This is a genomic window from Kiloniella majae (genome assembly GCF_002118315.1).
Classification (GTDB): domain Bacteria; phylum Pseudomonadota; class Alphaproteobacteria; order Kiloniellales; family Kiloniellaceae; genus Kiloniella; species Kiloniella majae.
This window is the reverse complement of record NZ_MTSZ01000001.1, coordinates 1,224,609-1,237,990: the sequence shown is the minus strand read 5'-3', so window position 1 is coordinate 1,237,990 and position 13,382 is coordinate 1,224,609. Positions and strand designations below refer to the sequence as shown.

General features: G+C 46.8%; 15 protein-coding genes. 8 read left to right on the top strand and 7 right to left on the bottom strand.

Features of this window, described 5'->3' with window-relative positions; translation table 11 throughout:
- Positions 1–40 precede the first annotated feature (40 nt).
- Positions 41–709, bottom strand: coding sequence for a glutathione S-transferase (locus tag BKB51_RS05810; RefSeq protein WP_085900104.1), 669 nt, complete (start codon positions 707–709; stop codon positions 41–43).
- 227 nt (positions 710–936) lie between these two features.
- Here BKB51_RS05810 and BKB51_RS05805 point away from each other — a divergent pair, with 227 nt between their 5' ends.
- On the top strand, positions 937–1,494 hold the full coding sequence (locus BKB51_RS05805; RefSeq protein ID WP_085900103.1) for a PAS domain-containing protein: 558 nt from the start codon (positions 937–939) through the stop codon (positions 1,492–1,494).
- 99 nt (positions 1,495–1,593) lie between these two features.
- Here the strand turns inward: BKB51_RS05805 and BKB51_RS05800 are convergent, their stop codons facing one another.
- The gene (locus BKB51_RS05800) at positions 1,594–2,955 is read right to left on the bottom strand and encodes a DEAD/DEAH box helicase (RefSeq protein WP_218043955.1); all 1,362 of its coding nucleotides are present in this window, start codon (positions 2,953–2,955) and stop codon (positions 1,594–1,596) included.
- Positions 2,956–3,434: 479 nt separating this feature from the next.
- On the opposite strand from BKB51_RS05800, the gene BKB51_RS05795 reads away from it, so the two are divergent.
- The 6 genes from BKB51_RS05795 (at position 3,435) to BKB51_RS05770 (ending at position 9,038) form a co-directional block, all read left to right on the top strand.
- A complete protein-coding gene (locus tag BKB51_RS05795) occupies positions 3,435–4,622 on the top strand; it encodes an ABC transporter substrate-binding protein (RefSeq protein WP_245813220.1) in 1,188 nt (395 codons plus the stop codon).
- Between the two features lie 165 nt (positions 4,623–4,787).
- Positions 4,788–5,714 (top strand): branched-chain amino acid ABC transporter permease, encoded by a 927-nt coding sequence (locus BKB51_RS05790; protein ID WP_198946644.1) that lies wholly within the window; start codon positions 4,788–4,790, stop codon positions 5,712–5,714.
- An 8-nt stretch (positions 5,715–5,722) separates the two neighbouring features.
- On the top strand, positions 5,723–6,739 hold the full coding sequence (locus tag BKB51_RS05785; protein ID WP_085900101.1) for a branched-chain amino acid ABC transporter permease: 1,017 nt from the start codon (positions 5,723–5,725) through the stop codon (positions 6,737–6,739).
- A complete protein-coding gene (locus BKB51_RS05780) occupies positions 6,732–7,478 on the top strand; it encodes an ABC transporter ATP-binding protein (RefSeq protein WP_085900100.1) in 747 nt (248 codons plus the stop codon). Before BKB51_RS05785 ends, BKB51_RS05780 begins: the two co-directional genes overlap by 8 nt.
- Positions 7,479–8,189, top strand: a complete 711-nt coding sequence (locus tag BKB51_RS05775) for an ABC transporter ATP-binding protein (RefSeq protein WP_085900099.1) — start codon at positions 7,479–7,481, stop codon at positions 8,187–8,189.
- A 3-nt stretch (positions 8,190–8,192) separates the two neighbouring features.
- Entirely contained in the window at positions 8,193–9,038 is an 846-nt protein-coding gene (locus BKB51_RS05770) for an alpha/beta hydrolase (RefSeq protein WP_085900098.1), read from the top strand.
- A 37-nt stretch (positions 9,039–9,075) separates the two neighbouring features.
- Here the strand turns inward: BKB51_RS05770 and BKB51_RS05765 are convergent, their stop codons facing one another.
- Positions 9,076–9,774, bottom strand: coding sequence for a hypothetical protein (locus BKB51_RS05765; protein WP_085900097.1), 699 nt, complete (start codon positions 9,772–9,774; stop codon positions 9,076–9,078).
- A gap of 46 nt (positions 9,775–9,820) precedes the next feature.
- The gene (locus BKB51_RS05760; RefSeq protein ID WP_085900096.1) at positions 9,821–10,108 is read right to left on the bottom strand and encodes a hypothetical protein; all 288 of its coding nucleotides are present in this window, start codon (positions 10,106–10,108) and stop codon (positions 9,821–9,823) included.
- Between the two features lie 101 nt (positions 10,109–10,209).
- Here BKB51_RS05760 and BKB51_RS05755 point away from each other — a divergent pair, with 101 nt between their 5' ends.
- Positions 10,210–11,079, top strand: coding sequence for a LysR family transcriptional regulator (locus BKB51_RS05755; RefSeq protein ID WP_085900095.1), 870 nt, complete (start codon positions 10,210–10,212; stop codon positions 11,077–11,079).
- 9 nt (positions 11,080–11,088) lie between these two features.
- Here the strand turns inward: BKB51_RS05755 and BKB51_RS05750 are convergent, their stop codons facing one another.
- Genes BKB51_RS05750 through BKB51_RS05740 form a run of 3 tightly spaced genes read right to left on the bottom strand, consistent with a single transcriptional unit; the run spans position 11,089 to position 13,309 of the window.
- Entirely contained in the window at positions 11,089–11,694 is a 606-nt protein-coding gene (locus BKB51_RS05750; protein ID WP_218043954.1) for a lysophospholipid acyltransferase family protein, read from the bottom strand.
- A gap of 35 nt (positions 11,695–11,729) precedes the next feature.
- Positions 11,730–12,698, bottom strand: a complete 969-nt coding sequence (locus BKB51_RS05745; RefSeq protein WP_085900093.1) for a phosphatidate cytidylyltransferase — start codon at positions 12,696–12,698, stop codon at positions 11,730–11,732.
- Positions 12,695–13,309, bottom strand: coding sequence for a CDP-alcohol phosphatidyltransferase family protein (locus BKB51_RS05740; protein ID WP_085900092.1), 615 nt, complete (start codon positions 13,307–13,309; stop codon positions 12,695–12,697). Before BKB51_RS05740 ends, BKB51_RS05745 begins: the two co-directional genes overlap by 4 nt.
- Positions 13,310–13,382 lie beyond the last annotated feature (73 nt).

Sequence of the window (13,382 nt, the reverse complement as noted above, 5' to 3'; positions counted from 1 at the left end):
ATATTGCCTAAGGAAGCCTGCGGGAGTGAGCTCGTATCGTTTAAGGGATGGGCTGTTCCGGGAAGTAGGTGACGGGATCACCTGTAGCCCAGACGGGATATTTTTTCAAAGTAGCTTTAAAGCGAGAAGAGTCGAGAAATTCATATAGCCAGGATTTTAGGTGTGGATAGTCAGTTTGGTCAAACCATGCACGATCAACATTGGCGAATTGCCTGATAAAAGGTGCAATGGCCATGTCGGCCAGTGATCTTTGCCCTCCAAATAGAAATGAATTTTTTGCGAGTAACTTGTCTAGCTCGCCCAAGAAGTTTTCAGCCTGCGTGCGGTGCGCTATCGGGTCAACATCTTCTTCGTAACGTGGGGCGTATTTATATCGATCCAGATGCCCTTTGAACTCGCTCTCGCAGCGATGAATCAGAACCAGCATTTCATCGAATGTGCCGATTTCAGGAGTTAGCCAGTTCTCCGGATCATGTTGGTTGAGAGCCCAGAGCATAATATCTAGGCTTTCTTCCAGAACATCACCGTTGGACAGTACCAAAACGGGGACTGTACCTTTTGGTGATGCCTCAAGCATTTCCGAAGGTTTGTCGCGTAAAACAATTTCTCTTAGCTCACAAAATTGGTGGCTGCTTTGTAAACCGAGTCTGGCCCGCATGGCATAGGGGCAGCGTCTAAAGCTGTAAAGAAGTGGAGTTTTTTGCGACATGCGTAATCTACCCAGAGATGAATTAACGTTATAGGTTTACCGCGATATTCCTATTATTTCAATGTCTTATCATTCTCGCAATTTTTGCTGTTCTAATGGGAAATTATTCTCTAGGTACTATTGCGAATAGCTATGAACACTATATGTAAATATATATTTACAATAAGCGAGACAGGTCGTTGTAATTTTTTACTCGCATTCGTTCATAAAGATAATGGTTTAGTTGCATGCAAAAGAATGTAACAGGGCTAAGAAATGAAACAGGATGGCATTCTGCCGTTGCAGAGCCAATTAGTGGGCCAGTTTTTGGAATGAAACCGAAATACGACAGATTGACAACATTGGATTTTCTGGACTCCTGTCCGGAAAGTATTCGGACGTTCTATGAATATTGGGATTCAAAGCGTAAAGGCCGCTCTATGCCTTCGCGTGCTGATCTTGATCCGGTCGAGATGAAGTCATTTCTGGCGAGTATGATCCTGGTTGATGTTAAGCGAAAGCCGCTTGATTTTACCTATCGTCTTGTTGGCACCAAGGAAGTTGAAGCTCGGGGATTTGATCCGACCGGGCGGACTGTTGCTGATGGCAGTTTTGGGACTACTGTGGAAGACGTTCTGACAAACTATCGCATCGTATCGGAAAAGAAATGCCCGGTTTATGATCGCGAAGGTGTTCCATCAGATATCCCGAATTTGTGGCAGGGCGATGCTATTCTGCTTCCGCTGTCAGATGATGATGAAACAGTAAACATGGTTGTGACGTTCACAGATTTTATTAATCTTTAATTCGTGCAGAAGTTTTACTGAATCCAAGTTTAAACGACAAAAAGAAAGGCTGCCGGAATGGGCAGCCTTTCTTTTTGTATAATTATTGCGAAGCGAGCTTTATGCTGCTTGACGCTTGGTGAATTTCTTCTGGGATCTGTTCTCGCCATTGGCATTTTGAGCCTGTCGACCACCGAAGCCACCATTGCCGTTACCTGCGGCACGACCACGTCCCGGACCACTACGGCCGCCAGGTCCACCGCGACCACGGTTGCCACCTGGTTTGCCAAAGTTCCGGCCACGACGGTTGTTTGGTTTTTGGGAATTAGCATCGCGCTTGCTGATTTCAACGTGGAAAGGATGATCCTTTTCAACGGTGATATCCTGACGGATAGATTTTTCAATGCGTTTCAGGGTGCCGATTTCTTTTGGCGAGCAGAATGAGTAGGCATCACCCGTGGCTTCTGCACGACCTGTACGGCCAATACGGTGCACATAGTTTTCCGGGTCAGTCGGCAGGTCGATATTCACGACAACCTTAATACCCTGTACGTCGATACCGCGGGCAGCAACATCAGTAGCAACAAGCACATCAATATCGCCGCGACGGAATTTATTCATCACCTTGGTTCTAATGCGCTGCTGCTTGTCACCGTGAATTGCATCCACTCGACGACCGTCTTCGCGAAGGGCATCGGACCAACGGTCGCATTCTGCTTTCGTCTGCATGAAAACAAGAACGCGCTCACCCGGATGTTTGTCCAGAATGTGACTTAGAAGAGCTTGCTTCTGTCCGCCGTGAACATAGAACGCACGCTGGGTAACGTTTGCGGCGGTTGTTGATTCTTTTGCTGTTTCGATACGAACTGGATCTTTCAAAAGCTGTGTGATCAGACGATCAACAGATTTTGGCATCGTTGCAGAGAAAAGAACGGTCTGGTGTTCGGTTGGCAAGCTGTTTGCGATCTCAACCACTTCATCTGAGAAGCCAAGATCGAGCATGCGATCTGCTTCATCGAGAATAAGTGTTGTTGTGTGATCGAATTTAACTGATCCACGCTTTACGTGGTCAATCAGACGGCCAGGTGTTGCCACAAGAATATGCACGCCGCGGTTAAGGTCGCGGAACTGTGGGAACATTGGGGCGCCACCAGTAACCGTTGTGTAACGGATCGGCAAAAACTTGGACAGACCACGAAGGACGTGGCCGATCTGCATAGCGATTTCACGCGTTGGTGCAAGAATCAAAGCCTGGGGATGGTTGGCAACATAGCGCTCATTTCGTTCAAACAAACGCTGTAGAAGGGGAAGAACGAAGGCTGCTGTTTTACCACCACCTGTTTGGGAAAGACCAATGACATCTCTGCCTTCCATTAGGGCAGGAATAGTCTTGGACTGAATAGCTGTAGGCGTGGTGAAACCTTGTGCGTCGATAGCACGTTGAAGCGGCTCAATCAGATTGAGCTCGGAAAACTGAGTCATGCAGGAAAGTTCCTTTAAAAGCATGGTGAAGGCTATACCTGGATCAATCTAGCTCTTCGCCGCACTTTTGGAGACATCAATGTCCAACACAAGGATAAGCGCTATCGATCTAGGCGGGATTATTACGAAATCCCATCAGAGCGAAAAAACATGTGCCGAAACACCACGATTTCTCGCGAAGTGACGCTTGAATATAGGAAGGCTCTCTTTGGGTCAAGCCCGATCCGCCTATATCTTTTGCATGGCCCCTATGCATTGTGTTCGTAAATTTAAGAATAATAAGGTGCAGGGCAAGATCTTATGGAGAGGATATCTTGAGAATTATGGCCGGTTATCTATCGCCACAGGTGATAAAAAGTTGCCTGTCCACAGCCCTTCGATTACCGTGTTCGCCATAATAAATAGGGAGGTTCCGGGCTGTTGGCTTCGGACCATAAATCGCGAGACAAGTTCTTGGCTCGTTTTTCAAGGGGCGAAAAATGAAAAAAAAGAAACATCTGTTACCACTGTTTATGGCTGGTGCAATGGCACTAAGTGCAGGTTTTACATCACCTGCTGTTCAGGCTGCGGAGCCTTTGAAAATTGGGATGATCACTACATTATCCGGCGGCGGTGCCAGTCTTGGCATTGATATCCGCGATGGCTTTATGCTTGGCTTGAAAATGAAAGATGGCAAGCTGGGCGGTGTTGAAACACAGGTTATCGAAGTGGATGATGCGCGCAAGGTTGGCAATGCCAAGCAAATTGCCACACGCATGATCAAACAGGACGACGTTGATATCGTGACCGGTATAGTCTGGTCCAACCTGGCAATGGCCGTTGTCCCAAGTGTGACCCGCGCAGGCAAGTTTTACATTAGCCCCAATGCAGGTCCATCGGCTTTGGCGGGTAAAAAATGTCATGAAAATTATTTCAACGTGGCATGGCAAAATGACAACCTTCACGAAGCTGCGGGACAGTATGTGACCGATAAGGGGTTGAAAAATGTTTACCTCATGGCGCCAAACTATCCGGCTGGTAAAGATGCAATTGCAGGTTTCAAGCGTTTCTACAAAGGTGACGTAGCGGGTGAAGTTTATACCAAACTTGGTCAGGTCGATTATGCTGCGGAGTTGGCTAACCTGCGTGCGGCGAAACCGGATGCGGTTTATTTCTTCCTGCCAGGCGGTATGGGTATCAATTTCGTTAAGCAGTATTCCCAAGCTGGATTAAATGCTGAAACGCCTCTTTTCGGACCAGCGTTCTCTTTCGATGAAGGCATTCTGAAGGCTGTTGGTGATGCCGCGGTTGGTGTTTACAACACATCACAATGGAACAAGGATATTGATAACCCTGCGAATACGTCGTTTGTGAAAGCCTTCAAGGAGACCTATGGGCGGAACCCATCTCTCTATGCCAGTCAGGGGTATGATGCTGCACTTTTGATTGATTCAGCAGTTGCTTCTGTTGGGGGGGATCTTTCTGATGATGGCAAGTTCCGCGATGCCCTTAGAAAAGCTGAATTTGACTCTGTGCGTGGTGATTTCAAGTTTGGATCAAACCAGCATCCGGTTCAGGATATCTATGTGCGTGTTGTTCATAAAGACGGGGACATTGTCACCAACAAAATTGTGAGCAAAGTCTTCTCTGCTCATCAGGATGCTTACGCAACAGAATGTAAACTTTAAGTATAACCAAAGCCTAATGATAGGCCCTTAGCGTCAGGGTCGATTACCATCTGGACAAGCTTTTCGCACTCTGGATGGCAATCGGTCTTGCTGCTAAATGAGGGTGTTTGGCTTGGTCATGTCTGGCCGTATCTGGTCATATTTGGCCATGTTTGGAATGTGTTTATGTTAACGATAGAACTGTTTTTTGAACAGTCGCTGAACGGGCTTCAACAAGGGGTAATGCTTTTCCTTATGGCAGCGGGTTTGACGCTGGTTTTTGGAATTATGCACCTCATTAATCTGGCTCACGGGTCTCTCTATATGATCGGGGCTTATGTCGCGGCCAGTGTAACGCAGGCAAGCGACAGCTTTGTTCTTGGTATTCTTGCTGCTCTGGGGGCTGCGGGATTAACCGGAATGTTGTTGGAATTCTCTGCTTTGCGCAGATTGTATAATCGTGATCACCTTGATCAGGTACTCGCAACCTTTGGCATGATATTGTTTTTTAATGAGCTCGTTAAAATCCTGTGGGGCCCTCAAGCTCTGTTTTTATCAACGCCGGAACTTCTTTCAGGGACCTTGGAATTCATTCCCGGAGCGCCTTATCCATCCTATCGTCTTTTTATTATCGGGGCGGGCCTGATTGTTGCGTTGCTTCTGCGGCATCTGATCATTCACACCCGGGTGGGGATGTTGATCCGGGCAGGGGCAACACATCGTGAAATGGTGGGCGCCCTGGGGGTAAATATCGATCAACTTTATACCATTGTCTTCGGGATAGGGGCGATGCTTGCGGGCCTTGCCGGGGCGTTGGCTGGCCCGATGCTGGCGGTTGAGGTTGGCATGGGTGAAAAAATTCTGATCCTTACCTTTGTAGTTATTATTATTGGGGGGATTGGCTCTGTCCGTGGCGCACTGGTTGGTGCGTTGCTGGTGGGGATGGTTGATACCTATGGGCGGGCCTTTTTACCTACCATCATGCGGGAACTTCTTGATCCTGCATCTGCGGATACTGTTGCTGCTTCCATGTCATCTGTTGCTATCTATGTGTTGATGGCTGTGGTGTTGATCTGGAAGCCCCGTGGTTTGTTCCAAGCATACGGGAGCTAACTGGCCATATGTTTTTAAATAAGATTATAGGTTCAGAGGCCAGCTTAAGAACAAAGATCGTTTCTCTGGTTGGGATTTTGGTTCTCTTTGCCGTTCCTCTGTTTGCAAACCTCTTCAATGAACCTTTTCTGGTTGATATCGCAAGCCGTATCCTGATCTATGCGCTTGTGGCTATAAGTTTGGATCTTATCCTTGGCTATGGCGGGATGGTTAGCTTTGGTCATGGTGCTTTTCTGGGCTTGGGCGCTTATGTGGTTGGTATTTTGACCCACCACAGCTACGAAGGCACTGCTGTGGTCTTTTTACCCGGGGAGTGGCAGGGGACAACGCAGGCTTTTATCCAATGGCCTCTTGCAATGATTTTTAGTGGTTTGTTGGCATTAATTATCGGGGCGTTGAGCCTGCGAACATCAGGTGTTTACTTCATTATGATAACACTGGCTTTTGCCCAGATGTTGTATTTTTTCATGATCTCTATTCCGACCTATGGCGGCGAAGACGGCCTTAATATATGGGAGAGAAGTGAAATTCCTCTGTTGGATCTATATGACGCTAAAAGTTTTTACTTTACCTGTCTGGTTCTCTTGCTTTTGTGTCTGTGGTGTTGTTCGCGGATTGTGAAAAGTCGGTTTGGCATGGTTCTGCGCGGGTGTCGACAGAACGAAGTCAGAATGAAGGCGCTGGGGTATCCTGTTTATCGCTACAAGCTGATGGCATTTGTTCTGTCGGGCATGATTGCGGGGCTTGCCGGAGCTTTATTGGCGAACCATACCGAGTTTGTTGGTCCGGGATTGATGCATTGGACCGGCTCGGGAGAAATCATGATTATGGTTATTCTCGGTGGTATGGGTTCACTCATCGGTCCGGTTCTTGGCTCTGCTGCTTTGTTGCTGATGGAAGAAGTTTTGGCGGGTTGGACAGAGCACTGGATGATTTTCCTTGGGCCGATGCTGGTCTTGATCGTGCTTTTTGCCCGTAAGGGGCTTTACGGCCTGTTGATCGGGAAGGGGGCAGATAATGGCTGATCCTATTCTTGAAGTCATAAGTCTGACAAAATGCTTTGGGGCGATTGCTGCAAGTGACGGTCTGACCTTTACCGTTAAGCGTGGGACTATTCATGGATTAATCGGCCCGAATGGGGCAGGTAAATCCACAGCTATTGCTCAGTTGTCGGGTGAGCTGCAATCCGATACAGGGCGTGTTCGTTTTGATGGGCAGGATGTGACCCATTGGCCCGTGGATAAACGTGCAAGATCAGGATTACAGCGGTCATATCAAATCACGAGTTTACTGCCCGAATTTACTGCTGAAGATAACGTGGCGATGGCAATACAGTCTCAACAAGGTCACAGTTTTCGCTTTTGGGATAACGCGCGTAGGGATCACAGCTTACGTACCCCGGCACGGAAAATACTGGAACGCGTAGGTCTTTCTGATTTTGCCGATAGTCCGGTTATGGATCTGGCTCACGGACAACAAAGGCAGCTGGAATTGGCGATGGTCTTGGCAACAGCGCCGTCCATGTTGTTACTGGACGAGCCTATGGCAGGTATGGGGCAATCGGAATCTTTACGCATGATGGAACTTTTACGTCCCTTGAAAGGGGATGTAACCATGCTGTTGGTTGAACATGACATGGATGTGGTTTTTGCCCTTGCGGATATAATTACTGTGTTGGTCAAAGGGCAGGTGTTGATAACGGGAACGCCAGATGAGATTAAGAACCATCCCGAGGTACGGCGTGCTTATCTGGGGGACTATTAAATGGGGGATTTGAAGCTTTCAGGCGTTGAAACCAGTTATGGTTCCAGTCAGGTTCTGTTCGGTGTTGATTTGGAAATCAAGGCCGGTGAGGTTGTTACCCTTATGGGGCGTAATGGCATGGGGAAAACCACCACTGTTCGTTCGATTATGGGCCTTACACCTTCAAAAAGGGGAGAGATCTCATTTGGCGGTGTCGCCATTCAGGACTTCAGAAGCCATAGTATAGCGCAACTGGGTATTGGGTATGTTCCCGAAGGACGACAGGTTTTTTCGAACCTGACCGTGTTTGAAAATCTGGTTGCGACTGCAGCCAATCACGCAGGTGTCGATGATCCCTGGTCCGTTGATATGGTGATGGACCTGTTCCCCCGGCTCAGAGAACGGGCCAAGCAATACGCCCGGACACTTTCTGGTGGTGAGCAACAAATGTTGGCGATCGGGCGTGCCTTGATGACAAACCCGAGCTTTATGATCTTGGACGAAGCTACGGAAGGTTTGGCTCCGATTATTCGCGATGAAATCTGGCATGTTCTGGAGCATAATCTCAAGAAATCCGGACAGGCAATTCTCGTGATTGATAAACACCCCGAGGCGATGGCCCGGATTGCCGATCGGCATTATGTGATGGAAAAGGGTCGTGTAGTCTGGTCGGGCAGTTCAGAAGATCTGTTGGCAAATGAAGACATGCAGCATCGGTATCTGGGGGTGTAAGTCGTGACAATAGATCTTGAATTAGACAAGCTTTACAATGTCCGTGCGGCGATACCGGACCACATGGACATTTTTGCGGATTGGGAACGACGTGCTTCAGATTTCAGTAAAACTGTTTCTGGAATGCTGGATCTTTCTTACGGAGCAGGTGAGCGGGCAAAGCTGGATCTTTACCTCACAGAGAATAGAGACGCGCCATTGCACGTTTTTATTCACGGGGGTTATTGGCAGGCAATGGATAAAAGCCAGTCCAGCTTTCTGGCCAAGGCCTTTCTGGATGCGGGCGTGAATGTTGCCATGCTTGGTTACGATCTTTGTCCGACAGTAACACTGAGAGAACTTACAGAAGAAATCAGACAGGCTTTTGTCTGGCTTTGGCAGCATGCAGGTAAACATGGCTATGATCCCCGTAAAATTCAAATTAGTGGACATTCGGCGGGCGGACATCTGGTTGGGATGTTATTAGCCACGGACTGGTCAAGCTATGGCTTGCCCGCTGATGTAAACCCAATACACAGTGCAATTGCAATTAGCGGTCTTTTTGACCTTACACAGCTAGTTCCAACATCAATTAATAACAAACTGGGACTGGATATGGATGAGGCAAAATCGTTAAGCCCCTTATTTGTTGAGCCACAAAATATCTGCCCTTTTCTCCTCGTTGTTGGCGGTGATGAAAGTCGTGGTTTTCATCGACAGTCTGATAATCTGGAGAAGGTGTGGGGAAATAGGTTCGAACGGCTTGATCGTATGAACGCGGCGAACTGTCATCACCTTTCTGTTGTTGCGCAACTAGCGCAGAAAGAAAGTGCCTTGTTCCAATGGGCTACACGCCAGCTGGAAAGCTGACGCATAGTTTTGTGAAGATAAAAGAAACGATCCCTGATTATCGCCTGCTTTGGGCAACATAATAAATAAAATCGTTGAGATGTTTATCATTGAAGTCGACGATTTTTTCCAGAACATCAGGATTGTGTTTACGAAAACGATCACCTGCTTCAGGACTGTCGTAATAGATAACAACCGCTTCGTCAGGGGTGGGCATACCATAGGCTTGTGAGACCTCGATAAAGGCTTCTGTTTGGTAGGTGTCCGACCTTGGATGAACAAGCTCCCCCAGGGTTGATAAATCCTGATCTCTTTGGGTGGGTGCCGTATTATTGTAGTGACTGACCTTGAGAATATAGGAGCGGGCCGTTGCTGTTTTATTGAAAGAGGTATCGTCGTGTAAAATGGATATCCCTTCTACGGCAACAGCATACTCAATACCTTGGTTTAGTTCTGATATTAATGCTCTGCCATCTGGGCGTCCCAGTAATGAAGATGTGCAAGTCATGTAGATAAAGCGATTAGGCTGATCCAGATCTATATCACCATCTTCAGCAATTACCGGACCCTCGCGCAAAATATTACAGCCTTGGGTATTAAGCTTGGTTTCAAAGTGTTCCAGTTTACTGTCATAGGCAGCGGTATCGTTTGTATTGATCAGGGCGAGAACACCTTTGTTGGATGTTTCCGCAAAGGACAAGGAGTTGCTGCTCACAAAAATGGCTGTTGCTGTGAGTAGTAATATCATTGATTTCATTGAATTTTTCCATATTTTATGTGCGTTAAATCACGAAGAAAAGTGATTAGACGTCGAACTCGACGATGTTGTTTTTAAAGACATCAACAGGGGATGTTTCTGGTGTTTGTTTTAGTGTGTTGATGCTCTCAATCGGCTTACCGAGGAAGATCATGGGGTGGGCTGGCTTGGGCATGGTGGGCGCGAAACCATTAAAGCGTGCAGTGAAATGTTCTGGTGTCCAGAAGTAATCAAGAGTGGCTAAGGTTTCGTTATTTGCCTTGATTGCCAAGCTCATTTCGCCGTTCATGGCTTCGCGAATGTCGGCTTCAATTAGTGTTACTTGGTATTTCATTTTTCTATCCATTTTGTGTTTGTGTGAGTAGGAATAAGAAAAAGATGGCACGAAGTAGGTGGATGTGAAATTATCCAAAATTAAAACACTGTGGACGAAAAATGATCCAGTCATTTAATTGGGATGATATTCGTATCTTTCTAACTTTAACCCGATCAGGTTCAGTTCGGGAAGCATCCCGGCGGTTAAACGTCACGCATGCGACGGTTTCCAGACGGTTACGAATTTTGGAAGAAGGTGTTGGTGTTCCCTTGTTTGAACGGGTCACAACTGGACTGCATTTAAGTGATGTCGGACGCGAAATTTTATCTGCAGCGGAAGATGCAGAAGCCTCGATGCAAGAACTGGATCGTCGGGTTTTTGCGCGAGATACTCAAATCGCGGGCAAAGTGCGGCTATCAATGTCAGAAACACTTTTCTTAAGTTTGTTGCACCCAAATATAGCAGCTTTTCAAGAACTCTATCCGATGGTGGAACTGGTGTTGGAAAGCTCTGACCAAATGGCAAAGCTCTCGCAACGTGAAGCCGATGTTGTCATCCGTATCACTCGTAATCCACCACCGGACGCCGTCGGACGCCGAATTGCCGAAAGTCCTCTGGGGTGTTACGCCTCTACAGGGTATTTGGCAGACCGTCCCAAGCTGGATCGTTGGATTTCACAAAGCTACGAAGGGGCGGCAAAACCTGTCCTTCCTGCACGTATTTCTGCGATAGCAACCTCTGCGAACTCTGTGCAGGTTATGTTGAGGAATGGTATGGGTATCGGCATGCTTCCCTGTTACATGGGGGATACAGATCCTCACCTGGTTCGCGTTCCGGATGCCAAGCTGATTTCTGATAATACAATGTGGGTTTTGGTCCATGCCGACATAAAGGAAAATCGTCGCGTAAGAGTTCTACTTGATTTTCTCTATGAAGCGATGGAAGGCTATAAAGCTGTTATTGAGGGGAAGAGACCACTAGGAAGCTAGGTTGAGAAATCATATCCATTCGGGAAAGTGCCCTTGTTTAGAAAGATCAGTTATCTGTGCTTCCAGTTTTTGCATGAAGCGATCTTTTTCCCCATCCCAAAACTGAGCATCGCCAACAAATATATCGCAAAAGAACGGCACAAAAACAGCGTCACCCTTGGGAAGAGCTTTCCCTAATCCGTGTAAAAATAACGGAGTTATGGGAACATCCGGAAACTTTTTACTAATCAGCGAAATACCTTTTTTGAATTTTGTTAATTCTTCAGGATCGCCGCGAGACCCTTCGGGATAAATAATAAGAACTTCATCGTTGCGTAAGGCTTCAAAAGCTTGGTGTAAGGGATTTCCACCTTTGCTCGTGCGTTGAATTGGGATGATGCCGATGATCTTGGTTGCAAACCAGGCAAGCAAGGGATTGCGGAGAAAGTAATCTGCGGCAGCAACGGGACGTACGCGAGGTAACAAGGATAGCGGGAAGAGAGACAGGATCACCAGTGTATCAAGGTGTGAGTTGTGATTGGCAATAATCACAGCGGGTCCTTGGGATGGTAGTGAGTGTCTGTTTCGGATGTTGATTCCCAAGCCGATTAATACCAAAGGACGGACAAGAAACATAAAGAACAGTGATCTGAGAAGAGTATTGATCATCGTTAATAATAAAAATATCGAAGGAAATGGAAAAATATCGGTGCTGTGTAGGTCAAGCTATCTACTCTGTCGAGCAAGCCACCGTGTCCGGGTATTGTGCTGCCTGTATCCTTAACTTTCAGATCTCTTTTTACCGCTGAAATAGTGACGTCACCAATAAAACCTGTAAAGGAAATGATGATACCGGCCAGAGCTGCCATGTGCAGGGACATGGGGGAGATAACAAGAGATAACAACATCGATAATAATGCTGTCGAAACCATACCCCCTAAAAATCCGGCCCATGTTTTCCCCGGGCTTACTTTGGGAATAATCTTAGGTCCGCCAATAAGCCTTCCCCACACATATTGAGCAACATCGTTAAACTGTGTCAGCAGTACGAGTAAGAATAAAAGTGCTGCACCGCTTTTATCAAACACAGGCGTATGATGTTCTGATGCCGTTTCGGGAAGAACAATTAGATACGCGGCATGGGAAAGGCTGAAGACCGTCATCATCAGTCCCCAGTTCAGGGTACCAATAGCTTTGAGAAAACCATCTGTTTCTCCCTTCAAAACCATGCGGAAGGGAAGGAATAGAAAGACCCATACGGGAATGAAAATAATAAACATGCCGTACCAGCCGCTATAGACCCAGTAATACTGTATAGGAATTGCGATATAGGCCCAAAAGAGTACACGACGATCAGCACGTCGGGTCGGAATCATCGACAGATATTCTTTCAAAGCGAGATAAGATATCAAGCCTAAGAAGATAACGGACAGTGTTCTGTTTATGCAGATGGCAAAGGTAAAGATGGTGATCATATACCACCAGGACTTTACCCTGAGCCAGAGTTCCAGATGTTTTTCCTGTGTTTGTCCCCGACGCATCAAGGAAACAATAATGGTGGCAAGACATAAGAGTACATAAACGCCAGCAATGATATACAGCAGGTTTTGTGTGATCGGTAGTTGTTCAATCAAATTCATGATAGATCCCCTGCTTCTTTCAAGGCTTGTTTGGCCCGATTAAATATCGTGTAACAAGACAGGGCAACTAAAGCAGCAAGTAATATATTCAGCCATAAAACAGGCACAAAACCTAGAACCAAGACCACGGCAACAAAGCCAAAGGCAAAGGCGCGGTCGCTTTTCCCAAAGGGGCCGTCATAACGGCGGGATGCGCCAATTTGAATGGATACAACCCCAATCATTTCAACCATGATCCCGAGCATTACAAGGGCAACAATCAAATAGGCGTTGATACCGGGTATAAGCGCAAAGGGCAGATAAAGAAGAACATCGGCGATTACATCTGTAAGCTCATTGAGTATGGCACCCAAATTGCTTTTTTGATTGAATTCCCGTGCCATCATACCGTCTATGGCATTGAGTGCCATGCGGATAAAAAGCAAGACAGGCAAAAGGAATAATGGCACAGGCGATGTCGGATTGAATAGAATTGCGGCCCCACCAACAGCAGATAAAATAGCTGCAAAAATAGTGACCTGATTTGCCGTGATTCCTATGGATACTAGCTTGGCGCAAAGGGGGCGTAGCAGGTTTTGAAACCTGGGTTTTAAATCATAAATAGTAATCACGTTTGGCCTGTGGGGATTATTTGTGACTCAGATAAAGTAAATTACCATAAGATGTCGATGATCAGCTTGTAAA